Genomic DNA, 24,435 nt, shown 5'->3' on the forward strand with positions numbered 1-24,435 from the left:
CATCATAAAGCTCATTGATGTGAATCAATGGGCTTTTTTGCAAAATTATGAGACCTTTTTGTTGTATTAGTGCAGCCATTGATTGATTGGAAAATAGACAAAAATTAAGGTGGAAGCATCCATAAATCATGTTCTTCTTTGCAGAACGTTCTTAGGTGGATGTGTATCAAGATTTAAAAACACAATATAAGGATAACAACATGAATGATTTTTTTAGTGACCCCTCCAATCGTGGAGGATTTGATGCAATGTATTATTGGGATCAGTTTCATCCTATTTTTGCTGCAGTTGTCATCCTACTTGTAGGGTGGATTGTTGCTTTAGTGATTGCGGCAGGTGTTAAAAAATTACTGCAAAAGCTTGATACCAATCATAAATTGTCTTCTGCAACAGGCCGTACTCCAAATATTGAAAATCTAGTCTCCAAACTGGTGTTCTGGTTTGTGATGATTCTTGCTGTCGTAGGCGCTCTTAATGTTCTAAATATCAGTGGTGTTAGCGATCCATTTAGCAATATGGTTGGCCGAGTGCTGGCTTATATACCTAACTTGCTGGCAGCAGTCGCTGTTGGATTCATTGGTTGGATTATCGCGCGTTTAGTTCGTGCAGGGCTGACCAATGTACTGTCTAAAACTGAACTCGACGAGAAGCTGAGTGGTGAAGTTGGTGTGAGTTCTCTCAGCACCAATATTGGTGAGATTTTCTATTGGTTAGTACTATTACTGTTCTTGCCTATTGTCTTATCAATTCTAGGTTTAACAGGGCTTTTAATTCCTGTGCAAAACATGGTGAATGAGGCAATTGCTTATCTACCTAACCTGTTTATTACGGGTGTGATCATTTTCGTGGGCTATGTTTTAGCGAAAATTGTAAGAGGTATTGTTGAAGGGTTAAGTAATAGTTTGGGCTTACAGGCACAAGCTGAAAAAGTTGGCTTATTTAAAAACTCAAATGTAGCTAAGTTCTTAGGTTCATTTGTATTTGCCATCATTATTATTACGACTTTAATTGTGGCCTTTGAAGCCTTGGGTATCCAGGCGATTTCTCAACCAGCAACCGCAATGCTCAATCAAATCATGTATGCAATTCCACAAATCATTGCTGCTGGCTTGATTCTAATAGTGGCTTATATTGTATCGCGTTTTGTGGGACGTTTAGTGGCTGAGTTGATTTCGGGCGCTGGCGTAGATGAAATTCCAATGAAGCTGGATTTACAACGTTTCCTTGGACAAACCCGTGTTTCTGACGTAATCGGTTGTTTAATCGTTTTCTTTACCATGTTATTTGCGGTTTCAGAGGCTGCCAATCGACTTGGCTTAGAGCAGGTCAGTGTACTGATCGCAATGTTTATCCAGTTTGGTGCAAGCATCTTACTTGGTGCTGTGATTCTAGTGATTGGCTTCTGGTTGGCTAATGTAGTCGCCAATATTGTACAACGTGGTGAATATAACAGCTCACGTTGGTTAGGCAATCTGGTTCGTATTCTCATTATGGGCTTAGTGATTGCGATGGGTCTAAAAGCCATGGGTATCGCTGATTCCATTGTGAACTTGGCTTTTGGTTTAACACTTGGCTCAGTCGCTGTGGCTTTTGCCTTGGCATTTGGTTTAGGTGGACGTCAACCCGCAGAGCGTTTACTTAGTGATTTGCTAGATAAAGCAAAAACTGAAGGCAATAAACCAAATCCGTTGCATAAGGATGAGGTTAAGCCAGTAGTTCCTGTGAGCCCGACACCAACGTCATCTGATACTCCGACGAATCCAACGCCACCAACACGGCCTTATTCGGATGAATAGTAAAAATAATCTTTGATTTTTCTGATCAATTCGACCACTCTAAGCAGGGTGGTCGTTTTGTTTGTATCAGCGCTATTGGCCTCTGTTTTGGATTGTGATTGGACATTTTGAGTAAGGTTAGAGGGTTTAAATAACAAATTTGACCTCAAAAGCAATTCATTTATAGCTAAAGTATCAATAGTCTCTAAATAAAAAGTCTATAGGAGAATGAAATGAAGAGGCCAAATCGAGTATTCGCACCGATTATTATTGCAGGTATTACTGTTGGATTTTTAGCGAGTGCTTATAAGTTTGTTGTTGCTAAATCAAACTCTTCTAAAGAGAGACCTATTGAAAATACACAGCAAATCGCAACTTCAGAAGCTGCTAACTCTTCAGACCACCAAAACTGAAACAGACTGAATTGAAAAGTCCGAAGTGCTGTAATTGATAAGGTCATATCAGACAAATTGAGCTGCTGCCTGTGCAGAAGACCATGCCCATTGGAAGTTATAGCCGCCTAAGTGGCCAGTAACATCCAGCACTTCACCGATAAAATATAAACCTTTCTGTTTTTTACTTTCCATGGTTTTGGAAGAAACTTCGCTGGTATCTACACCACCCAATGTTACCTCAGCAGTACGATAACCCTCAGTACCTGACGGTTTTACCGTAAATGCATGCAATTGTGCTGCTATATGCTCGAGCTGTGCATCACTGAGGTTACCAATGGCTGTTTCGCTTTGCTCAGCCCAAATCAGTTGTTGTAACTCCAGTACGATACTTTTCGCTGTAAATTCACTGATTAAAGTGCGTAGCAGAACTTTAGGCTGTGATTTTTTCTTATCTTTAAAGAATTGATTGAAATCTTGGCTTGGGAAGAAATCAATCTTGAAGCTTTCTCCAATGTGCCAGTAGTTGGAAAGTTGTAACGAACTTGGACCACTGAGACCACGATGGGTAAACAACAAAGCTTCAGTAAATTGATGACGATCATTGACCAAGGTTGCATCTAAGGCATTGCCGCTTAAACGTGTAGTCACTTCTTTAAAATGATCGGAGAAGGTGAATGGAACCAGACCTGCACGGGTTGGATAAACATGATGTCCAAACTGCTGTGCAAGTTCATAACCAAAGCCTGAACCGCCGAGGGTTGGAATAGAGAGTCCACCTGTTGCTACTACTACAGATTCACAGTGATAAGTCCCTTGACTGGTTTCAATGATAAAACTTGAGTCCCCTTGAGCTTTGACTTGTTGAACTTCACAATGGGTTTGAATTTGCACCCGTTTGGCTTTGTCACATTCTGAAAGCAAAAGTTCCAGAATCTCTTTAGATCCTTTAAGGGTAAATAATTGCCCATGTTTACGTTCTTCGTATTCAATACCGTATTCACAGACCAAACCAATAAAATCCCAATTGGTATAGCGGGTGAGGGCTGAAATGACGAAATGTGGATTTTCAGAAAGATAATTAGCAGGTTCGACATCCAGATTGGTAAAGTTACATTTACCACCACCTGACATTAAAATCTTTTTACCAACTTTATTGGCTTTCTCCAAGACTACAACTGAGCGCCCACGTTTGCCTGCTTCTGCAGCCAACATCAAGCCCGATGCACCTGCACCTAAAACAACAACATCAACTTGATGAACCATGGGAGAAATACTCGAGAGAGGAAAAGCGGGCAATTATAAAAGATTTAAAGCCTTTTGAGTATGTTGATTGTTTGATTAAAAAATATACTTTTAAAATCAAAGCATGTTATAAATTTGGTCTCTATAGAGGGGATTAGAATAATGAACGATAAGATATTTTTAGAGAATACACCGCCAGAAAGGCAAGATCAGTTACGCCAATATACTTTGATCATCTATGTATTGTATGCAGTCAGTATTTTTGTCGGCTTGACCAGTATCGCTGCCATTATTATGAATTATATGAAACGTGATGAGGTACAAGGGACATGGTTGGCCAGCCATTTTGAGTGGCAAATCAAAACTTTCTGGGTCACTTTCATTACCGCGATCATTGGTTTTATTTTGTCCTTTGTATTGATTGGTATTCCTATTCTATTTGCGATATCGATTTGGTTTATTTATCGCATCGTCAAAGGCCTAGTGCTGTTTATGGACAATAAGGCAATTGGTGATGGTTGGTTTTAATCATCCCGTTTAATTGGATCGAAAGTCACTTGAGAGTGACTTTTTATTTTAAGCGGCCTTGTAGTCCACCTGTATGAATTGCCAAAATACGGGTATTTTCAGGAAAATGCTGGTTTTGAATTAAGTCGAATAGCCCCATCATCATTTTAGCGGTATATACCTGTTCTAATGGAATTGCATATTGCTGTTCAAAATACCGCATAAATTGTAGGAGTTCTGGATTGGTTTTAGCGTAGCCACCACAGCAATAGGTATCGGTTAAAGACCAGTTGCGTTTATCTGTCCATTGTTGAATATCTTGCTTTAAAAAGTCGCCCTTCAATGCAGAAAACCCTAAAATCTGTTGTTGATCTGAACTACTTTTAATCAGTCCTGCAATGGTTCCACCTGTTCCAACCGCACAACAAATCACATCATAATTTTCCCGATCATCTTCGCTTAAAATTTCCTGTGTTCCTTGTAGTGCAAGTGCATTGCTGCCACCTTCTGGAACAATAAAGGCTTGCGGATATCGCTGTTGTAGTTGTTGTAAATAGTCAGCTTCATAACGCAGTCGGTACTCGGCTCGGCTGACAAAATGCAATTGCATGCCAAAATCGTGTGCAGTTTGCAGTGTAGGATTTAAGTCTTGTGAGCCAAGTTCTTCTCCACGAATGATACCAATACTTTGAAAGCCAAAGCGCTGCGCGGCATAGGCGGTTGCAGCGATATGATTTGAGAATGCACCCCCAAATGTCAGTACTTGGGACAAACCTTGTTGTTGTGCTGCAAGGAGGTTGTATTTCAACTTATAAAATTTATTACCTGAAATATGAGGATGAATCAGGTCCAGACGCTTAATGCTCAGTTGAACTGAATAGGGAAGTTGTAATGTTTGATTGGGTGTGGGAAAAGCAATGTGATCAAACATTTTCGAACAAGGGAAATGGATTTGATCACATTGTAAATGTATTTGATTGAGAATGTCAGTCTTGTCTTAAGAGTCGGTATCCACGGAGGTAATTACAGACATTCCAGGACGTAAGTTTTCGACGCCTTTTTGATTTGGATCTATCGCAATACGTACTGAAATGCGTTGTACCACTTTGGTGAAGTTGCCTGTCGCATTATCAGGTTTGAGCACACTAAATTCAGAGCCTGCTGCTGGGGAAATCTGCTCAACATGTCCAGTAAATTTTTGGTGATTCATGGCATCGACGGTGAAATAGGCTTTTTGTCCAATTTTCATATTGGCAATTTGAGTTTCCTTAAAGTTGGCGATCACCCACGTTTGTTTTGGAATCAGATAAAGCAATTGTGTTCCTGCCGCAACGTATTGACCGACACGTGGGTTAACTTCACCCAACTGACCATCCAGTGGTGCAACAATGGTACTGTAATCCTTGGTGGTATTGGCTTGATCAAGTTGAGCTTGCGCGCTATTCACCTGTGCTTTTAAACCTGATTGTGCTACCTGAGCTGTTTTCAAAGCTTCTTGCGCGACTAAGATATTGGCTTCAGCTTGTTTCAGTAAAGCATGATTATTCTGTGCATCGGCTGCTGCTTTATCTTGTTCAGATTTTGAAGCGGCGCCGCTATCGCCAAGTTGTTGATAGCGTTTTAACTGTGCCACAGATAGATCATATTGTGCTTTGATCTGATCAAGTTTGGCTTGGGCTGCTGTGACATCGGCCTGACGTTGCGCAATGGCTTGAGTCTGATTGGCAAGACTATTTTCTGCCTGCTCTACACCAGAAACTGCTTGCGTCACTTTTTGATCATATGTGGTTGCATCGATATGCATCAATACCTGACCTTGTTTGACTTGATCAAAATCTTTGACCAAGACATCTTTGATATAACCATTGATCTGTGATGACAGGATGGTGGTTTTACCTTTCACATAACTATTGTCCGTTTGCTCAACCGCTGTATGAAAGGGGCCAATGCGCCATGCCCATAAAATAATGGTGATTCCAACCAACAGCACCAATAGCATCCACCAAAGTGTTGAGCTTTTGGTTTTGATGAGCTTACTGGTGGGTGGTGGAGGCGGTGGTGGCATTTGCACGACAGCTTCTGGTGCTTTTACAGCTTCGGATGTTTCTTTTTGCTCGTTGTCTGGAGCTGAATTATTTTCGGGTTTATCTTGTTCAGACATAATGTTTTCTCAATCAAATACAATAAGGATTAACTGGTTGCTTGTAGGCTTCTTCGGGCTTTGTACTTGTTGCGTACATATTTGAATAATCCCCAAACTAAGAGCACTACAGCAAAAATACCGTTCAATACGATCACATCGTTGTAAGCACGTACCTGTGCTTCACGAGTCACCACTTTATTCAGGTTTTGCAAAGCTTGATTATTTTGTATAACAGGGTCATTGCTATTGACCACGGCACTATGCTGATAAGTTTGTAGACGCTGTGCCACAATTGGATCGGTCGGATCAAGATTACTGTTGATTTCGACTTTATAGTCATAGGTATGACGTTGTTGGTAGGTGTTGAAAAAGGATGAGCCGACCAGACCACCAAAATTTTGAGTCGCAGAAAACAGCACAATAAAGGTCACTACATATTGAGGACCACGTTGTAAGGTACGCATAAATCCCATGAGTAGTAGTGGACCAATAAACACACCACCAGCGAAGCTGACTAAGAATTGACTACGATAGAAATTGGCTGGGCGCACATCACTGGTCAGGTGATAATCCAGAGCACAGGCAATCAAAATCAGGATTTCAGCAAGGAATAAATTCAGAATCAGCCTTTCACGATGAAAGGTCAGTGCACTAAACACCGAACCCGCAATCGTGCCACAGAAGATCACCACATACAGCGGCACGAATTGATCTGGTCCCATGCCCATGGTTTTAAGAAAATTCACAGCAGCATAGCTTTGCTCTGACATGAGTAAGCGTAAGGCAAAGGCGCTCACCACAAAACTGAGTAAATCTCCCGCCGCTAACCAACGGGTCATAATCAGTGGATTGCTACGATAATGTTCGTAGCTTAATCCCAATACAATCAAGCAAAAACCGACAATTAAGGTATAGGCCAACCATGGACTATCAAACCACCACAAAATCGGACCTTGGGTCAATACAATACACAGGCAGGCAAAACCAGGGGCGAGCAGTGCAAAGGTAAAGAAATCCTGTTTTTCGAACACTTCCAAGCGCAAGCTACGTGGCAGTTTTAATGCAACGACCATAGCAAAACAGCAAATCGCCAAACCCAATTCAAAGGTATAAATCACGTCCCATTGATTGGCGCTGAGCAGAAAAGGGGAAATAATCCAAGCCAAAGGCAGACCGAGTTGCTGAAATCCAAAGGCTAGATAAATCCCTTTGGCCATATCGGCTTTGCCAAACGCTTGCATGGTGTAATACATGCCTAAGGAGCTTAGCGGTGCAGCTGCCAAACCTGCAATAAAACGGACAAACAGGGCCATCTCATAGGTTTTGACAAAGATATGTAATACCAATACAGCGATAAAAGCTAACAGACCAATTTCTGAAAATAGGCGTAAACCATATTGTTGCCGTGCTTTAAACAAAATCAGGTTAGAACTGACATTGGCCATCACATAGGCAGCAGGGAGCCATGCTGCTTGTGAGGGCGTTAAGCCATATTCGCCTTGGAAAATCGGTAAATTGGCAACGATAAAACCATTACTTAAACTGGCTGCAATACAAATAAACAGGCCAATAAAAAAGTAGGCAAAGCGTTTTGGTCGAGCATGTGCAATTGCAGCAGGCGAGCCGGGTAAGGTTGGGCGCTCATCAGCAGACCAATCTGGAGGTGTTTCAAGATAGCGAGGGCTTTTATCCATGTTATTCCTCGAACTAAACTTTTATGCCATTTAATAATAATTCTATTGCCCGTTTGGCTAAGCGAACCTGATCCGAAGCATGATGTCCTTGAAATGACGAACCTAGAATTGCCGTAATCATGGCAAAATCTTGCGGTGTTAAATCTGGTCGACATAATTTGTGTTTTATGGCGCGATCAATCAGTGGTTGTAATGCTTTATCACGGCGCTGATAGATGTTTAGCATGATTGGGTCTTGCCGATCAATAATGCGCCAGTAATCAATCAGTACCACCAGATGTGGTAACTGTTCAATATGACCTTCGATTAAACGAATAAAACCATCATCAAAGTTTTGTAATGCAATGGTACGTTGTTCTAAACGATCAATTGCACGTTCAAGCAGTGCAGTCATCAGCGCTTTACGATCGCTAAAGTTACGATAAAACGTTGCACGTCCCACGCCAGCATGATCAATAATCGCTTGTAACGGTACATGTACCCCTTGCTTACGGAAGATTTCTTCGGCGGCGTTAAGGAGTTCATCACGATTATGCGCTGCCAATTGCTGACGTTTTGCCATGGCTAAAATTTCTTGGGAGATTTAAGGTGAATTAAACGGACATTTTTGTCCGAAGTAAATATCTACAGAATCTTTATTTTGTTTAATTTCGGTAAAATCGCAGTAATAAGCTATTTTTATAAGACGATACAGTGTTAAAAAATAAGGCTAAATTGCTCATTCATAAAAAATACAAACAGGTGAAAAATGCAAGGACTGATACATCGTTTAGTTAGAGGAATAAAATATCGGCCTTATTTGTCTGCGACATTTTCTTTAGGGCTTTTGATTTATGGGGCTTTACATCTATTCACTCAATGGCATTGGGCGACTTGCTTACAGCTGGGGTGGAATATTGCCATTTGGCTGTACTTATTTCTAACCTTGAAAATGATGTGGCATCTGGATGCAACCCATATTTTACAACGCGCCAAGCAACAGGATGAAGGCAAGTGGATGATCTTGATCGTGGTGCTGATTGCGATAGTGATCTGTTTTATCTCAATTGTGGTGCAATTGGGACATGTGCCTAAAGATCAGCCGATTTTAAAAAGTGCCTTGATTTTACTCACCATCGGGACGATTTTTTCTACTTGGCTATTACTGCATACCTTATTTGCGATCCATTATGCCCATGATTACTACCTTGCCAAAAGTCGTCAGCAAGACGCAGGTTTAGATTTTCCTAAAACCGATCAACCTGATTATCTCGATTTTATTTATTTCAGCTATATCATTGGAACATCTGCGCAGACGGCTGATGTCTCGATTACCAGCTCAGAGCTCAGGCATCTCAATATTTTTCATTGTGTTTTGGCCTTTATTTTCAATACCGTGATTTTGGCTGTTGCGATCAATGTCGCAGCCAGCTTGATTGGCTTATAATTGATAACTTATTTTTATTAATTTAAATAAAAATGATCATTTTTATTTTTTATTGATGTTGGCTATTTTAAATATAGACCGACATCGCAAGGATAAAAATATGAATACCCAGCATCAAGTCAATCAACAACAATATCAGGATAAATCTCAGGCCTATTTAAATAGCAGTGTTCATGCACAAGGGATCGAATTTGCAAAAATGCAGCACTTGATTCAGTCACATCAATTGAAGACCGTGTTGGACTTAGGTTGTGGCGGTGGGCATGTCAGCTATCAGATCGCACCATTTACCGATCAAGTAACAGCTTATGATTTAACTCCGTCGATGGTGGAATTGGTGGCACAACAGGTCAAGCAAAAGGGCTTGAATAATGTGATCGCTCAGCAAGGGGCTGCCGAGAGTTTACCCTTTGCCGATCAATTCTTTGATTGTGTGATTACCCGCTATTCAGCACATCATTGGCAAAATGTCGCACAGGCGATGGCGGAAATTCGCCGTGTATTGGCGCCTCAAGGCAAGGTGATTATTGTCGATATTTTAGGGCACTCAAATCCAGTGATGGATACCTTCTTTCAGAGCATTGAAACCATTCGAGACCCAAGTCATGTACGCAATTATAGTTTGCAGGAATGGATGCGCTTTGCTGAATCTGCAGGTTTTAGGGTCGAGACTGTTGAAAAGCAATATTTGGATTTAGACTTTGGCAGTTGGACTGAGCGGATGCAAACCCCTGAATATGCGATTCAGACTATTCGTAACCTACAGAAAAAGGCATCGGATCAAACCCAACAGTATTATCAAATTCAAACCGATGGTTCATTCACCAGTGAAGTATTGTATTTGGTTCTTTCTCGATGAGAGCAGTTGAAGTAGATCATCGAGACCTACTTCATTTTTATCATTTCAGAGGCATTTAATGAAATACGGTTTCTAAGGCTTTTAAGCCGACTTTGGGATCAAGCAGACCGTTATAGATTTCAGGAACTTCACGATCAACACCGAAGAATTGATAAATGGCGAGCATGGCGCCACGAATTGAATATTCCACAGTAAACACCACATCATCCTCCAGTTCGACGAATTGACCCAAGAAGGCAAAATTCGCGGCATTCTCTGGAATCAATAGGGGGCGATCACCCGCTTTACGACAGGCAAACAGGGCAGAGGCATAAGGCATCATCACGGTGGTAATGTCACTATGTGCCAGTACATGCTCTAGAATATCGTCGAACCCCAATTGGTGAATCAACTCAATCAAAATTTCTTGACCCGTGGCTTCACTCATTGGTTTTTTGATGTAGTCACCCATGTGATCAATTTCGAAACCATAGCCCCATAAAGTGAATTTACCTTCAGGTAAATCTGCAAAATGCGGTTGTGCGGGGACCACAATTGATAAATGCCAGCCCGACTCAAACCATGTCATCAGTGCGCCCGTTCCGGGCTCATTGCCTGTGTAATCAATGATGCGTTTCAGTAAGACATCATCATGCAGGGTCAGGGTAAAAGACTTCCATTTATGCTCATCGATATTGCCATAGAACGTCATTGGACGACCAAAATCAGGTGCTTTTTGTGCAAGGGTCTCCCATAAGCGCCAGCCATGATCCTGTCGATCACGAATTAAGGCAGGCACATCATTTTGACCACCATATCGTGAATCCGCTGTGATTGAACCTAGGGTAAATAATGCAAGATCATGTTCACCTACGATAATCTGCTCAGTACCTTCTGGAAGGTTGAGATAAAGCTTGCTTGCCTTACGTTCTTTAGTCTGTGCATCTTCAACAAAATCAGCGTCGGTAACATAGTTACCAAAACGGACATCCACACCTTGTTCGACTAACCAACGTTGCAAGGGATAAATCATCGAATCATATTGATTGTACTTGGTGCGCTTAACGCCCTCCAAGGTATGGATACGGGGTAATTCTTGAATAAAGCGTAAGAAATAGCGACGTAATTCAGCTGCACTATGCCATTTCTGGAAGGCAAAAGTGGTGCGCCACATCCGCCAGAAATTGCTTTGGAAAAATGCATCATCAAAAAATTCATCAATACGACGACTGCCAATCCGTTCTTCTTTAAGCGCCAACAGGCGCAGCATCTGCGCACGATTCAAGGTGGATAGGCCAAGCTTTTCGGCTTCTGCAATGACATGGTTCGCATCGATTAAACGGGCTTGGGCATGGGTTTTAATCTTGTCATTAAATTCGCGGCATTCCTCACGGACAGAAATGTTTGGATCTTCCAGTGAGGGGATGCTGGAAAATAGATCCCATGTGCAGAGGTAGGTTTCATCGGTCAACATTCTTCCACCACGAGTCACCCATGCATGGTTGGGATTGAGTGGATTATGTCCACCATCCATTGAACCGCCTGAGACTTCAAGTTCTTCTAAAATATGAATGTTTTGGGCAGGTACTTTGGCGTCACGAATGGCAAAGGCTGCCGCCGCCATACCAGCAATACCACCGCCAATAATCCAGAGATGTGATTGTGATGGGTCTAAATTTTTCAATTTTTTAGTTTGCATCTAATGTGCCTCGGTTATCGTTATTGATGAAAATGAATTTAATTCCATAAATTTATTATGGGATTTGAATAGCCAAAAATAAATGAAAGTTACACTAAAATGGATGACAAATTTTGATCATAAAATTAGTTTTATAGAAAAATCGGATACTCGATCCATGAGGGAGATGAATATGCTATTTTTAAGTGTTTGATATTCATTGTAAATTGAGTCTTTACTCTAGCTAATGACCTTCTAATCAGCTTCTATTGCTTAAAGCTCATAAAAATTGCTGAGATTAGTCAAAATTTTTATATCTTCTAGCTCTGCTTTTTCAGTAAAATTAATATTTGAAAATTATTCTAATCTAGAGGTTTCACTTGGAATCGTTATTGATTTTAGGCTCAATTGCTTTGGCGTTAATGTTGGGTGCAATCAGCCCTGGTCCTACATTTATTTATGTCGCCAAAAACTCAATTGCGATTTCACGTAAACATGGTTTATTTACCGCCTTGGGAACAGGCACAGGCGCAGCTTTATTTGGTTTGCTTGCTGTGATGGGGTTACAGGCAATTTTATTGGCAGTGCCATCTGCTTATATCGCGCTAAAAATATTTGGTGGTCTGTACTTACTTTGGCTGGCGTATAAAATTATCAAACACGCCAAAGAACCAATGGAAGCGGTGAATGGCACTGTGAATCAGATGAGCTATGCACAAGCCTTTCGTTTAGGGCTGATTACCCAGCTTAGTAACCCGAAGATTGCTATTATTCTTGCCAGTATTTTTACCGCCTTATTACCGAAAGAAATACCAAGTTATTACTATGTGGTGTTGCCGATGCTGTGCTTCTTTATTGATGCAGGTTGGTATTCGCTGGTTGCGGTGGCATTGTCAGCAGAAGGCCCACGCAAAGTTTATTTAAAATCTAAATCGCTGTTTGATCGCATCGCAGGTGGTGTGATGACCTTGCTTGGACTAAAGCTGATTTTTGGTATGAAATAATGCAGCAGATAAAAGCGACCCAATCGGTCGCTTTTTTATTGCTTAGAACCAACGTATGCCGCTTAATCTTTAAAATGCACAGGAATCCATTGATAGCTCTTACCATCTGCTGAATAAATATGACCAATGCCTGGGAATGGTAAATGGGGTGCAGCAAGGGTTTGTCCATTCTTGGCGAAATCAGCAAACTGTTTTAAGCGGGTAGCGACCGCTTTTTTCGGGTCAATATCATATTCAATCGCAGTTTCTGGCTTATCAAATTGCACGGTATGTGAATGTACGATATCTCCAATAAACACCACGCTTTCAGCTTTGGTTTTTAATTCATAGCTAAAGTGACCAGGGGTATGTCCCGCTGTGTTAATGACTTTAAAACCCTGAATTTCATCACCGAGTTTATAGGTCTTAAAGCGTTGTTTGGCTTGGTATGGGGCAATCGCCTGTTTAATATGCTTTACGGTTCCTTCATAACCCGCTTGTTTGTCTTTAGGAAGCTTGGCTGCCTGTTTGGGATCTAACCAATAACTGGCTTCATCACTGGAAACGTACACAGTTGCGTTGGGGAAATTAGCAACGCCATCTTTACTGATACCGCAAACATGGTCGGGATGTAAATGGGTGAGTAAAATGGTATCGACCTGTTCAGGTTTATAGCCTGAAGCCTCTAGATTTTTTAGAATCGAGCCTAAATGTGCACCAAAACAACTGGCTGCACCGCTATCCACTAAAACCAATGATTTTCCTGTATTAACGAGGAAAGCATTGATGGAGGTCTGTACGCCTTTATCCTGATCGGCATAGTATTTCTTTAAGATTTGCTGCACTTGTTGTGGTGAAATATCTTTAAACAAGCTTGGTGACATAAAGTTAGTGCCATCGAGCAGGGCGGTAATTTGTACATCACCGACTTGGTGTTGATAGTAGCCTGTTACCTGTTTTTGTTGTTCAATGATCGGCAGGGTTTTGCTTGTTTCTGCATGAGTAAGTGGGGGAAAGTATGAACTCAATAGAGCCAAAGCCAGCATTTTTTTCATTTATAAATATTCTCAAAATTAGTTGAATTGTCTATTTTTTAGCACACGAGATGGATTTTTTCATCTGTTTTTTATTAGGTCAAATAATATGGTGTACTAAGGAAGATAGTAAGGCGGTAGTCTATCCATTTTTAATATAAAAAGAGTAATATGAAGATTGAAAAATTAATTTAAGAAAACAATCGTATATGAAAGAAGATAATAGTTATTCAGGTAAACCTTTAGCATATCTAGACCAAAATATTTTAGATCTATTCGTGAAAAAATTTGATGAGAATCATAGTGTTTATAATTTTTTCAAAGATAACTATCAAGTGGTATATTCAAATACTACTCTAAGTGAAATTTATAAAGCATTTTTAAATTCACACGATATGAGTAATTGTGAAAAATATTTAAACGTTTTGACGTGGCTGGGTGCACATCATATTCGTATTGCTTGCACAGAAAAATTTATCTTTTTAAACCAATGTATTATTTCCCCTTTACCTGTTTCTCAATGGTTTGACCAATATATTGAAAATAAAAAAGAATGGAGTTTCGGGGATCTTCATATCTATAATCAATTATTGTTGAGTTATCAAAAAGAGAAAGATTTTGATGAAATTAAGCGAGAAGCATTAAAGGTCTATGATAAAAATTTAGAAGTAATGTATAAAGCATATGATGAATTAAAATTATTTCCTTTGTTTAGTGAACAATCTGGCATGATGCTTAAACAAGTTATTGATCAAAAAGAGGTATATGAAAAAAGTATAGATTTTATGCTTTCTATAATTAGAAAATATGCAGATAACGAAAAAATGTCTGAAATATTTAGGAATGAAGTAGGCGTTTATCCAAAGCATTTGAATAATATTAAAGCTCCTAATGTAATAGAGAAAATTTGGGGTTTATATAAAGAAAAAGAATGCTATAAAAACTTTAATATAAATGATTTCTGGACAATTACACTTAATGAAAAAATTAAGGGAAGAGAACTATATAATTATGAAAAAGTAAATATATTTTATAATATGATGAATTTTATTGGATTTGAACAAGATACTAAAATAGATCAAATTGACGGAATACAAAGATCCATGAGTGATTTTACTCACGCTCAAGTTGCATCCTTTTGTGATTTTTTCTTTACTCATGATAAAAGATTAGAAATAAAGACAAAAGCTATTTATGATTATTTAGGTATAAATACAAAGTTTGGTAGTATTAATTTAAGATAAAAAAAGCCCCTACATTAGTAGAGGCTTTTCTTGTCTAGCATTTAAGGTATTAAGACACTTTATCACCCGGTTTTGCGCCAGATTCAGGTGAAATCACCCAAACACCTTCACCATTACCAGCGGCAAGTACCATACCATTTGAAATACCAAAACGCATTTTACGAGGTGCAAGGTTAGCCACCATCACCACCAATTTGTCTTTTAGGTCTTCTGGCTGATAAAACTCACGAATACCGCTAAACACATTACGCGGTTCAGCTTCACCTACATCTAAAGTCAATTGCAGCAATTTATCAGAACCTTCAACTTTTGCAGCTTCCAATACTTTTGCTACACGAAGATCAATTTTCATGAAATCTTCAATACCAATGATTTCAGCTTCACCTACTTTTGGCTCAGGCTTCTTCTCGGCTTTCTTTTCTTTTTTCTTCTCTACTTTTGGCGCTTCTGCCGCAGCAGCTAAAGAATCTTTAGATGCATCGACCATTGCCGCAACAGCTTTGGCATCAACACGTTGCATCAATGGCTGGAATTGAGCAATTTCATGACCAACCAAGATCTGTTGACGTGATGCAAAGTCAAAGCTTTCAAGTTGTAAGAAGGCTTGAACTTGAGCCGCAAGCGTTGGCAATACAGGTGCCAAGTAAACTGCAAGTTGACGGAATAAGTTAATACCGACTGAACAAACATCATGTACTTGTTGTTCTTGGCCTTCTTGTTTCGCAAGTGCCCACGGTTTTTTCTCATCAATATACTGATTGGCACGGTCAGCCAATGCCATGATTTCACGGATTGCAGCCGAGAACTCACGTGCTTCATAGGCTTGTGCGATTGAATCACCCGCATCAATAAAGCTTTGAACCAATTCAGACTCTGCACATGTATTCGACAAAGTATTATTGAAGTTGGTGTTAATGAATTTTGCACAACGGCTGGCAATATTCACTACTTTACCCACAAGGTCAGAATTCACTTTCTGAACGAAGTCATCTAGGTTCAAATCTGAATCTTCAACTTTGTCAGACAGCTTAGACGCAAAGTAATAACGTAGATATTCAGGATTCAAATGTTCTAAATAGGTTTCAGCTTTAATGAAAGTACCGCGAGACTTCGACATCTTCTGACCATTGACCGTCAAGAAACCATTCACGAATAAACCTGATGGGGTACGGTAGTTGGCACCTTCAAGCATTGCAGGCCAGAACAGCGCATGGAAGTAAACGATGTCTTTACCGATGAAGTGATAGACTTCTTTATCGCTGTCTTTTTTCCAGAAATCATCAAAGCTTAAATCTGGACGTTTGGTTTTGATGTAGTTTTCAAAACTCGACATATAACCAATCGGTGCATCGACCCAAACATAGAAATATTTGTTTGGCGCATCTGGAATTTCAAAACCAAAATAAGGCGCATCACGCGAAATATCCCAATCTGATAAACCCGCCTCAAACCATTCATCGAGTTTGTTGGCAATCGAAACAGGCAAACGACCTTGGTCACGGGTCCATTTCTGTAAGTATTCTGAGAAATTCGGAAGTTTAAAGAAGTAGTGATCTGATGATTTTTCAACAGGAGTCGCACCGCTCAAGGTAGAGCGTGGGTTTTCTAATTCGGTGGCGTTATACGTTGTACCACACACTTCACAGGCATCGCCGTATTGATCTTCCGACTTACATTTCGGGCACGTGCCTTTAATGAAACGGTCAGACAGGAACATGCCTTTTTCAGGATCGAATAACTGCGTTACAGGACGAATTGCAATATTGCCTGCTTCGCGGTTTTTGATATAGATTTCTTCTGAACGTGCTTTGTTCTCGTCGCTATTGGTTGAGTCATAGTGATCGAAATGTACGCCAAAACCGTCAAAGTCACGGATATGTTCTTTCTGAACATTGGCAATCTGTTGTTCTGGGCTAATTCCATTGGCTTCAGCACGTAGCATGATTGCTGTACCGTGAGCATCATCCGCACATACATAAGTCACATCATGGCCCATTGCACGCATCGCACGAACCCAAATATCTGCTTGGATATAACCGAGTAAGTGACCCATATGGATAGGACCATTGGCATAAGGTAGGGCATTGGTGACTAAAATTTTACGCACGGATATTGTTCTCTCATTCGTATTTGCAAGGCAGATGATTTTACATGACTTAGCCTCGACTTGCACAAGGGATTCAGTGAAATCTTTTCAAGCTGAGTGATGCTTCTATTTTGACGACTTCATGCAAGCTTCACTTGTACTTCAATCAAAACACATTTCCTTTACTGATAATGGCTGTATGGTCAGTAAATAAAGGAAACAATCATGAGATCTTGGCATTTGCTCTGTGCATCTATGTGTGCAAGTGTGGCATCGGTTTTTAGTTTTGTGATTCCCTATTGTTTGTTCTTAAACTTTCAACAGCACCATTTATTGCATGTGGTCAGTAATGCGATGCAAGTGATGTTGTACCTCACTCCATTTCTGATTGTGCTCGCTTTTATTTTCTACGTGATTGTTTTATCAGTACTGAAATTGCCCAGCAAAATTTTTGATTTGATGCAGTTTTTTAAAATAAGTCTGATCTTTTTTACGGGGTGGATATGCTTAGTGCTGATGATTTTGTTTGAAGATCAGGTTAATGGCTTTGATTTTGAAACTTTAGCCATGAGTCTTTTCATTTTTGTTGCTGTTTTGCCTGTGCTTGCAGTGGGGTGTATCAGCGCCAATAGTTGTTATGTGTTGATGTGCAAAAAGAAGTATGATTGCTTAAATCAATTTGAGAGAATTTAGAGGGAGAAAAGTATGCATCCCGAAGGATTACATACTCTGCATTTGTTTCACAGTGATGCTGTGCTTTGAATTCTTTCTTAAAGAGATAATCTTTCCTTTAGACAGGAAATGGATGTGATAGCTCTTTAAGCCGTCCGTTTTCGGATCAAGGGTAACTTCTGCAAACATCGGTGTTTGCCAAAGTTCATCACTACCTAAAATACCTAACCAAGCCTGTGCTTTTAAGGCAACACTAAATTCATCTTTTACTTCAAGATCAGTAATACTGAGTTCACTGCACCAATGTTCGGTTTTAGGAAATTCGGTTTTAGAAAATTTCCAGCAGATCGTAAGCGCCAGACTACTTTCAACGGGTGCTTTATCATCACTCTGTTGATCAATAACAGGGATTAACTGTTCAGCAAGGTCTTTTTCAAAAGAAAGAAGCATCTTTTGAATTCTTTTTTTACTGGAAAGAATGTACTTCAAACGTTTTTCTTGGGCCTGAAGCTCATGCTGAATTTCTAAAAGTTCATTTTCATTCATATTAGGTAATTCTGACAACGAGGTCTATGATTGAGATATTTCGGAAGTATATCCGAACTATCTCCTTATATTGTTAATAGTTTTTAATACAAATTTATTGGTTGTAAAAATGATCGAAACAGCTCGACTACGCTTAAGACAATGGCAAGAAGAGGACTATACCTCCTTTGCCGCAATGGGTAACAATCTACAGGTGATGGAGTATTTTCCAAAACTCCTGACCCGAGCTGAAAGTGATGCCATGATTGATAAAATGAAGTCGATTATTGAAACACAAGGCTGGGGCTTATGGGCGGTTGAATTAAAGCACAATCGGCAGTTTATTGGTTTTGTCGGTTTGCATGATCAACCCACGCAATTTTCTTTTTCACCTTGTGTGGAAATTGGATGGCGACTTGATCAAGTGTACTGGGGACAGGGCTATGCGCCCGAAGCTGCACAAGCCGCACTTGCATTTGCTTTTGAACAGTTAAAACTGGATAAAGTGGTTGCCTTTACGACGCTAGAAAATGCTAAATCACAAAAGGTGATGCAAAAATTACAGATGAAAAAAGTGTCCGAGTTTCAGCATCCTGCTTTAGCTGCAGATCATCCTTTAAGCTGGCATGTGCTATATGAGATTTTAAGATCTGATTTTATTGAATAAAGGGGATGTTATTAATTTATATGATTTTTATATCTAAGAATTAAGAAGTTTATCAATCCGCAATCATTTGAATCTTCCTGTATCCCATTTGTTTCAATTTGCAGCGATGCACAAAAAAAGCTTCTAAACACGGTATAACTAAGATTGCTCCAAACAATATGTTTTTTACCTATAGTGAGGAAATATCATGACAAACGAAAAACTTGATGAGTTAAAAGACCAAGCTGCAGAATTGGGGAGTGACTTAAAATACAAAGCAAAAGAAGCTCAGCTACAAGGTGAAAAAGCAGTTGATGACTTAAAACACTCTGCTGAAGAATTAAAGTTAAAAGGCGAAAAAGCGCTTGATGATTTAAAGAAAGATGTCTCTGAGCAAAATGCAGAAGGTAAAGAGGCTGTTTCATCTAAAGTGGATGATATCAAAGCCAAACTTGAAGATACGCAACACGCGGTTCAAGATAAATTTGACCACTTCAAAGAAGAGGCTAGTCATAAGTTAGATGATGCCAAAGCAAAAGCATCTGAACTAAAAGATGAAGCTGCTGCAAAGTTTGATGATTTGAAAGCTCAAGCAAGTCATAAGTTGGATGATTTAAAGAAAGCAGCAACAGATACCATCAATAAATTCAAAGGCTAAGCTTTGTATAAATGCTAAATAATGGATGCTCATATCTAGAGAAGAAAAGTTGCTATAAAAAATGAGCAATTATCTACTTTGATATGAGCGTCAATTCTTCAATACTGCTAAACTAGCCAGACTCAGTGATATGTTGAACTGTTTTTGGAGTAAACAAAATGTCGTGGCTTTCTTCCTTAAAATCTGTTTTTTCACCAGCGCAAGAAGTGAAGGAAGACGAGATTCAAACAGTTCTACAAAATTATATATTGCCGCATTCTGAAAACAGTTTAAAAGATCGTATCAGCCAAGTGAATGTACAAGGCCGAATTTTACAGCTTACAGTGAATACCTTTCCCCAAGAAAAGGACCATTTACAACAGATTCACGATGAGTTGGCCGAAGCTTTAGAAAAGTGTGGTATCCAAGAATTAAACTTACATATTATTCAACAGAAACATGCAGCGCATGGTGAAGCAGGTCATAGCTGCTCATCAAAGCCAAAAGCAGAGAACACCAATTTACCCCCTGTAATGGATGCTTCGCCTAAAGCAGAAGCTGATCCGAATAATCCCCCGATCCAAAAAGCGGCACCACAACAACGCGATGTAGCGGCACATCCACGCATCCAAAATGTGATTCTGGTTTCTTCTGGTAAAGGTGGGGTAGGTAAATCAACCACGACGGTCAACCTTGCACTCGCGTTACAACAACTCGGTTTAAAAGTTGGTGTTTTGGATGCAGATATCTATGGTCCAAGTATCCCAACAATGTTGGGCAATGCAGGCAGAACCCCGCAGATTGAAAATGAACACTTCGTACCTTTAGATGCTTATGGCATGGCGGTGCTGTCGATTGGACATTTAATTGGTGCGCACAATACACCCGTGGCTTGGCGTGGTCCAAAGGCGACAGGTGCGTTGATGCAGTTGTTCAATCAAACCTTATGGCCTGATTTAGATGTGTTGGTGATTGATATGCCACCAGGCACAGGAGATATTCAGCTGACTTTGGCGCAACGTATTCCAGTAACTGGTGCAGTGATTGTAACAACACCACAAAATGTTGCGTTGATGGATGCAACCAAAGGTATTGAATTATTTAATAAAGTGAATATTCCTGTTCTCGGTGTGATCGAAAATATGTCGACCCATATTTGCTCGAATTGCGGTCATGAAGAACAGATTTTTGGTACAGGCGGTGGTGATCAACTATCTGAGCAGTATCATATTCCATTGCTCGGTCATTTACCCTTAGATGCAAAAATCCGTGAACATGCAGATCAAGGTACACCAAGTGTGATCGCAAAGGATGCAGCCGCAGACAGTTATCTCAATATTGCACAAGCCGTGTTGCAACAAATGGATAAATTACCGAAACGTCAGAAAGACGATAAGCGTATCTTTTAAAATGCTTAAAAACCCAGCATATCCTGCTGGGTTTTTACTATTTGATTAAAATAAGTTTTTATTTTTACGCTTTAAAAATAAATTAAAAAAACAAAAAATGGTATGTTGCTTGCTTATCACTTGTTTTGATTTTTTGAGTATAGATCAATGATGCAATTTAAAGGCCTGATGGGTATTGTCAGTGTTTGTGCGGCTTTAGTTTTAAGTGCTTGTAATGGAGATAGTTCTTCAAATAGTAATAATCAGGTACAAGAAAAACCCAAGTTACAACCGATTGTGATCCAAGGCGCATTGCCTGTTGAATCAAAAAGAATGGCCTCAAAATTAGATAATGCAAGCTACGAAATCATTGGTGGTTGGGAATTTTGGAAAGGTACCTATAAAGGTTATCCAATGGTGATCTCTAAAACCCGTATGGGCATGAGCAACTCGGCCGCAGCGACAGCCATTGCAATTCAGCATTATCAGCCGATTGCGATTATCAATCAGGGAACCTCTGGCGGACACGATCCAGACTTAAAGGTATTTGATATTGTGCTAGGCAAATACACCACCAATATTGGCGCATTTAAAACACCAAATAAACCGATTGGTGGTGGTTCAAATGCGTTGGAATGGAATGAAGCGTTCGATGTGTTGCCTAAGGATGAGTCTGATCCAGAACCGATTGCAATTCGAAAATTTGAAGGTGATAAGGAACTTTTAGTTGCGGCTTACAAAGCTAAAGCACATTACACCAAGGGACAAGTGGTAGAAGGTACCATCGGTTCGGCAGATACGTGGAATAATGAACTTGATCGTATCAACTTTTTCCATACCAAATATGGAACCTCTGTAGAGGAAATGGAAGCTGCATCGGTTGCACAAATTGCGCAACAATTCAAAGTGCCATTCCTTGGGGTCCGTATCTTATCAAATAATATTACCAATAATGGTGCTTATAACCCTGCGACAGGAGAAGCTTGTCAGGACTATGCACTTGAGGTTGCAGAACAGTATATGAAGGCAAAAGCCGAAGCTAAATAATCTGTTTTCATAGAGAAGAAATCATTTAGATGGTTTCTTCTCTTTTATTTTTATAGCGATTTTTCCAGCTTCTAATCACCACCCAACGCCAGAGTAAATGTGTACTCAAATAAAATATAATGGCAAATAAAATAGCTTCGATAACGAGTCCAGAAACCAAGATCTTGGCTAAACTAAAATCAATATGACCATGCCCGAAGTTCTTAATCCAGTTTAAAATTTGATGTAACACACCAAGCAACATCTCCTTATTAATCATATTGACGTGATAAATTTTTGTCCCAAACCAAAAGCCTAAATACAGAATCGGTACCACGGTAAAGGGATTGGTCAACCATGCCATACAGAGGCCAATCGGTAAATTCACCTCAAAAAACAACACAGTCAAAATAATAAACAGACTATGGAAAGGGACAGGCAAGATTCCCCAGAAGGTGCCTATAAACATGGCTTTTGCAATCGAGCGACGATTCACATACCAAAGCAAAGGATTTAAGGCGCGGTCACCAAAAATTTTCATCAGCTTTAAGCTCGCGACTTTCTCTGATGAAGGCAGCCACTTGTGAAAGAATTGCTTAGGCATAAAAGGAGTAAATAGACTCGATAAGTCAAAGAAGTTTATGATTGTATATAAAATAGCATTATTTACTTAGTGAAAACTTAAAACAAGTGCAAACAATATCGGACTTAAAATAAGTCTTGTACCGATACGTTACATTTATTGTATTTTAAATATACGCTTTTTATGCTGTGACTGCCGAGTAGAGTTGACTTGAAATCTATAAAGTAAATATAAAACAGTTGCTTAATCTATGTTTGGTCATAACTGTTTACAGTTAATTTTTTGCTATGGCTTGTGAATTGGATTAATCTGAAACTATCTTCTAGTGAGGTCATTCAATGATTTCATGGTTCTTTATTGGTTTAGTCATTACCATTCTGTTGACTCCTGGCCCAACCAATACCTTATTGGCATCTTCTGGTATTCAGGTTGGATTACGTCGATCTTTATTATTGATTCCAGCAGAAGCAGTCGGTTATATCATTGCAATTACTGCATGGGGAATGCTGATTGGCAAAGTCTCTACAACTTTGCCTGCATTGCCGATTTTTCTGAAACTATTAAGCGCAGGGTATATCGTTTTTCTAGCGGTAAAACTGTGGCGTACTGCAAACCAAGAAGTGGCCTTAAATCAACCCACGATTCGACCTAGAGAATTGCTATGCGCGACTTTGCTCAATCCTAAAGCACTGTTATTTGCTTCAGCAATTTTTCCTGTTGCAGCATGGAAAAGCCAAGAGCTTTATTTGGCGCATATGAGTAGCTTTGTTGGACTGATTCTTCCTATTGCATTGTTTTGGATTTCTGTTGGGGCAATGTTAGCAACCAATAAGGTGAAATGGCTGTCTCAATCAAAATTACAACGCACAGCCTCTGTCGTTTTGATGGCTTTTGCGATCCCAATTAGCTATTCAGCACTAATCAATCTATAACTTTCACAGTGCGATCCTTAATAAGGGATGGCACTGTTGTTTTCATTGATACCATTTTACGTTAAAGTACTCGCCAATTATTAACTTCGTCTATGGATAAAAAGTCATGGCAATAAAATCTGATCGTTGGATTCGTGAAATGAGCGAAAAACACGGCATGATTGAACCTTATGCAGAGAATCAAGTTCGTTTTGATGAAAACGGAGAAAAGTTGATTTCTTATGGGGTATCGAGCTATGGCTACGATGTCCGTTGTGCGCGTGAGTTTAAGGTATTTACTAACGTACATTCAGCAATTGTTGATCCAAAGAACTTCGATGATAAAAGCTTTATCGATATCGAATCTGATGTTTGTATTATTCCGCCAAACTCTTTTGCGTTAGCACGTACCATCGAATATTTCCGTATTCCACGGAATGTTTTAACCGTTTGCTTAGGTAAATCGACTTATGCGCGTTGCGGTATCATTGTAAACGTTACGCCATTAGAGCCTGAGTGGGAAGGTCACGTTACCCTTGAGTTCTCAAATACAACTAACTTACCAGCACGTATCTATGCCGGTGAAGGTGTTGCACAGATGCTATTCTTTGAAAGCGATGAGGTGTGTGAGACATCATATAAAGATCGTGGTGGTAAATACCAAGGTCAAACTGGTGTGACTTTACCGAAAACCTAATCTTTAATCGTTACAAACTCTTTAACCATTGATCATTAGGTCAATGGTTAAAACATTCTAATTAGATGCTAAATAAAATTCTTTTACGACTACCATAAAGTTCATTAGCTGTGAAAAATAATAATTTTTGAATACTTTCTCTTTTTAATATATTTAATTCTATAAATTTAAATAAGACGCTATCTTTTTAGATTTCCCTTGCTCATCTTTCAACTCAATATAAGCAAATAAAGAGAGTTACTTATATGTAATTTATTTTATGCTTTGATGATGTTTTAACCATTGGTCAGGAAAATATATAAATT

At 39.5% G+C, this 24,435-nt stretch carries 24 protein-coding genes; 14 read left to right on the forward strand and 10 right to left on the reverse strand.

Annotated features, from left to right (window positions below):
• Positions 1-200 precede the first annotated feature (200 nt).
• Positions 201-1,796: a mechanosensitive ion channel gene (locus NDN11_RS03800; protein WP_167247925.1), complete on the forward strand. Its 1,596-nt coding sequence runs from the start codon at positions 201-203 to the stop codon at positions 1,794-1,796.
• A 212-nt stretch (positions 1,797-2,008) separates the two neighbouring features.
• A complete protein-coding gene (locus NDN11_RS03805; RefSeq protein WP_004804800.1) occupies positions 2,009-2,188 on the forward strand; it encodes a hypothetical protein in 180 nt (59 codons plus the stop codon).
• A gap of 48 nt (positions 2,189-2,236) precedes the next feature.
• Here NDN11_RS03805 and NDN11_RS03810 read toward each other — a convergent pair whose 3' ends face one another.
• Positions 2,237-3,433 carry a BaiN/RdsA family NAD(P)/FAD-dependent oxidoreductase gene (locus NDN11_RS03810; protein ID WP_167247926.1) on the reverse strand — a complete coding sequence of 399 codons (1,197 nt, stop codon included), beginning with the start codon at positions 3,431-3,433 and terminating at the stop codon, positions 2,237-2,239.
• Positions 3,434-3,574: 141 nt separating this feature from the next.
• On the opposite strand from NDN11_RS03810, the gene NDN11_RS03815 reads away from it, so the two are divergent.
• Entirely contained in the window at positions 3,575-3,940 is a 366-nt protein-coding gene (locus NDN11_RS03815) for a DUF4870 family protein (protein ID WP_167247927.1), read from the forward strand.
• A 43-nt stretch (positions 3,941-3,983) separates the two neighbouring features.
• Here NDN11_RS03815 and NDN11_RS03820 read toward each other — a convergent pair whose 3' ends face one another.
• The 4 genes from NDN11_RS03820 to NDN11_RS03835 all read right to left on the reverse strand — a co-directional run bounded on the left by NDN11_RS03820 (position 3,984) and on the right by NDN11_RS03835 (position 8,318).
• The gene (locus NDN11_RS03820) at positions 3,984-4,850 is read right to left on the reverse strand and encodes a 1-aminocyclopropane-1-carboxylate deaminase/D-cysteine desulfhydrase (RefSeq protein WP_167247928.1); all 867 of its coding nucleotides are present in this window, start codon (positions 4,848-4,850) and stop codon (positions 3,984-3,986) included.
• A 66-nt stretch (positions 4,851-4,916) separates the two neighbouring features.
• Complete coding sequence (locus NDN11_RS03825; RefSeq protein WP_251111485.1) at positions 4,917-5,984, reverse strand: HlyD family secretion protein; 1,068 nt, start codon at positions 5,982-5,984, stop codon at positions 4,917-4,919.
• A 125-nt stretch (positions 5,985-6,109) separates the two neighbouring features.
• Positions 6,110-7,756 (reverse strand): MFS transporter, encoded by a 1,647-nt coding sequence (locus NDN11_RS03830; protein WP_167247929.1) that lies wholly within the window; start codon positions 7,754-7,756, stop codon positions 6,110-6,112.
• A 13-nt stretch (positions 7,757-7,769) separates the two neighbouring features.
• Complete coding sequence (locus NDN11_RS03835; RefSeq protein WP_251110812.1) at positions 7,770-8,318, reverse strand: TetR/AcrR family transcriptional regulator; 549 nt, start codon at positions 8,316-8,318, stop codon at positions 7,770-7,772.
• Positions 8,319-8,504: 186 nt separating this feature from the next.
• On the opposite strand from NDN11_RS03835, the gene NDN11_RS03840 reads away from it, so the two are divergent.
• Positions 8,505-9,182 (forward strand): DUF1345 domain-containing protein, encoded by a 678-nt coding sequence (locus tag NDN11_RS03840; protein WP_167247931.1) that lies wholly within the window; start codon positions 8,505-8,507, stop codon positions 9,180-9,182.
• Between the two features lie 100 nt (positions 9,183-9,282).
• Entirely contained in the window at positions 9,283-10,041 is a 759-nt protein-coding gene (locus tag NDN11_RS03845) for a class I SAM-dependent methyltransferase (RefSeq protein ID WP_251110813.1), read from the forward strand.
• Between the two features lie 55 nt (positions 10,042-10,096).
• Here NDN11_RS03845 and NDN11_RS03850 read toward each other — a convergent pair whose 3' ends face one another.
• On the reverse strand, positions 10,097-11,719 hold the full coding sequence (locus NDN11_RS03850) for an oleate hydratase (protein ID WP_251110814.1): 1,623 nt from the start codon (positions 11,717-11,719) through the stop codon (positions 10,097-10,099).
• A gap of 401 nt (positions 11,720-12,120) precedes the next feature.
• Between NDN11_RS03850 and NDN11_RS03855 the strand changes: the two genes are divergently transcribed.
• The gene (locus tag NDN11_RS03855; protein WP_251111486.1) at positions 12,121-12,702 is read left to right on the forward strand and encodes a LysE family translocator; all 582 of its coding nucleotides are present in this window, start codon (positions 12,121-12,123) and stop codon (positions 12,700-12,702) included.
• Positions 12,703-12,764: 62 nt separating this feature from the next.
• On the opposite strand, the gene NDN11_RS03860 is transcribed toward NDN11_RS03855, so the two are convergent.
• Positions 12,765-13,736: an MBL fold metallo-hydrolase gene (locus NDN11_RS03860; RefSeq protein ID WP_251110815.1), complete on the reverse strand. Its 972-nt coding sequence runs from the start codon at positions 13,734-13,736 to the stop codon at positions 12,765-12,767.
• Positions 13,737-13,924: 188 nt separating this feature from the next.
• On the opposite strand from NDN11_RS03860, the gene NDN11_RS03865 reads away from it, so the two are divergent.
• Positions 13,925-14,959, forward strand: a complete 1,035-nt coding sequence (locus NDN11_RS03865) for a hypothetical protein (RefSeq protein WP_251110816.1) — start codon at positions 13,925-13,927, stop codon at positions 14,957-14,959.
• Positions 14,960-15,008: 49 nt separating this feature from the next.
• Here NDN11_RS03865 and metG read toward each other — a convergent pair whose 3' ends face one another.
• Positions 15,009-17,066 (reverse strand): methionine--tRNA ligase, encoded by a 2,058-nt coding sequence (gene metG / locus NDN11_RS03870; RefSeq protein ID WP_251110817.1) that lies wholly within the window; start codon positions 17,064-17,066, stop codon positions 15,009-15,011.
• A 204-nt stretch (positions 17,067-17,270) separates the two neighbouring features.
• Between metG and NDN11_RS03875 the strand changes: the two genes are divergently transcribed.
• Positions 17,271-17,738 carry a hypothetical protein gene (locus NDN11_RS03875; RefSeq protein ID WP_251110818.1) on the forward strand — a complete coding sequence of 156 codons (468 nt, stop codon included), beginning with the start codon at positions 17,271-17,273 and terminating at the stop codon, positions 17,736-17,738.
• A 27-nt stretch (positions 17,739-17,765) separates the two neighbouring features.
• Here NDN11_RS03875 and NDN11_RS03880 read toward each other — a convergent pair whose 3' ends face one another.
• Positions 17,766-18,263, reverse strand: coding sequence for a hypothetical protein (locus NDN11_RS03880; protein ID WP_251110819.1), 498 nt, complete (start codon positions 18,261-18,263; stop codon positions 17,766-17,768).
• A 109-nt stretch (positions 18,264-18,372) separates the two neighbouring features.
• Between NDN11_RS03880 and NDN11_RS03885 the strand changes: the two genes are divergently transcribed.
• The 4 genes from NDN11_RS03885 to NDN11_RS03900 all read left to right on the forward strand — a co-directional run bounded on the left by NDN11_RS03885 (position 18,373) and on the right by NDN11_RS03900 (position 21,960).
• Positions 18,373-18,909, forward strand: coding sequence for a GNAT family N-acetyltransferase (locus tag NDN11_RS03885; protein WP_251110820.1), 537 nt, complete (start codon positions 18,373-18,375; stop codon positions 18,907-18,909).
• 187 nt (positions 18,910-19,096) lie between these two features.
• Complete coding sequence (locus NDN11_RS03890; RefSeq protein WP_251110821.1) at positions 19,097-19,546, forward strand: hypothetical protein; 450 nt, start codon at positions 19,097-19,099, stop codon at positions 19,544-19,546.
• Between the two features lie 158 nt (positions 19,547-19,704).
• Complete coding sequence (gene apbC / locus NDN11_RS03895) at positions 19,705-20,934, forward strand: iron-sulfur cluster carrier protein ApbC (protein ID WP_251110822.1); 1,230 nt, start codon at positions 19,705-19,707, stop codon at positions 20,932-20,934.
• Positions 20,935-21,081: 147 nt separating this feature from the next.
• Entirely contained in the window at positions 21,082-21,960 is an 879-nt protein-coding gene (locus tag NDN11_RS03900) for a 5'-methylthioadenosine/S-adenosylhomocysteine nucleosidase (RefSeq protein WP_251110823.1), read from the forward strand.
• Between the two features lie 25 nt (positions 21,961-21,985).
• Here NDN11_RS03900 and NDN11_RS03905 read toward each other — a convergent pair whose 3' ends face one another.
• Positions 21,986-22,543: a DUF2062 domain-containing protein gene (locus NDN11_RS03905; protein WP_251110824.1), complete on the reverse strand. Its 558-nt coding sequence runs from the start codon at positions 22,541-22,543 to the stop codon at positions 21,986-21,988.
• Positions 22,544-22,860: 317 nt separating this feature from the next.
• Between NDN11_RS03905 and NDN11_RS03910 the strand changes: the two genes are divergently transcribed.
• Complete coding sequence (locus tag NDN11_RS03910; RefSeq protein ID WP_167247943.1) at positions 22,861-23,454, forward strand: LysE family translocator; 594 nt, start codon at positions 22,861-22,863, stop codon at positions 23,452-23,454.
• Between the two features lie 106 nt (positions 23,455-23,560).
• Positions 23,561-24,130: a dCTP deaminase gene (gene dcd, locus NDN11_RS03915; protein ID WP_003653416.1), complete on the forward strand. Its 570-nt coding sequence runs from the start codon at positions 23,561-23,563 to the stop codon at positions 24,128-24,130.
• Positions 24,131-24,435 lie beyond the last annotated feature (305 nt).

The sequence above is a fragment of the Acinetobacter sp. C26M genome, assembly GCF_023702675.1.
In the GTDB taxonomy this organism is placed as follows: domain Bacteria; phylum Pseudomonadota; class Gammaproteobacteria; order Pseudomonadales; family Moraxellaceae; genus Acinetobacter.